The organism is Dryocola boscaweniae, from assembly GCF_025215095.1.
In the GTDB taxonomy this organism is placed as follows: domain Bacteria; phylum Pseudomonadota; class Gammaproteobacteria; order Enterobacterales; family Enterobacteriaceae; genus Dryocola; species Dryocola boscaweniae.
Map to the genome: position 1 here is coordinate 1 of NZ_JALHAP010000035.1, position 461 is coordinate 461.

At 67.7% G+C, this 461-nt stretch carries 1 protein-coding gene; it reads right to left on the reverse strand.

All coding sequences use genetic code 11. From position 1 onward, the window contains the following. Positions 1-351 (reverse strand): SDR family NAD(P)-dependent oxidoreductase (locus tag MUA00_RS00185; protein ID WP_271130448.1); only part of this gene is annotated, 351 nt, incomplete at its 3' end. Between the last annotated feature and the right edge of the window lie 110 nt (positions 352-461).

Here is a 461-nt window from a genome sequence, read left to right on the forward strand (position 1 = left end):
GGCCAGTTGGCTGGCGAGCATGGCGGCGCTCAGGTTGAGGCGCAGCACCCGTTCGAAGGTCGCCAGGTCGTATTCCTCGCGGTCGCGGCTGATGCCGGCGTTGTTCACCAGCACATCCAGGCGCGGCAGCGCTTCGAACAGCCGTTGCAGGCGCTGGCTGTCGGTGATGTCCAGTTCTTCCCGGCGAATCCGCGGATGACGCGGTGCGTGCACGCCGTCGGCGTCCAGGCCGAGGGCGACGACTTCGGCGCCGAGTTCGGCGAACTGCATGGCGATGGCCGCGCCGATGCCGGAGCTGCCGCCAGTGACCAGCACCTGCTGGCCGGCGTAGATATCGTGCTGGAAAACCATCGGCGATCGTTCCTTCAGGCGTCGGCCAGGGCCGGGTTGGGATTGACCAGCACCTTGACCTGCGACTTGTCGCGCAGCAGGGCCTCGAAACCGTGCTCGACGGCCTGCTC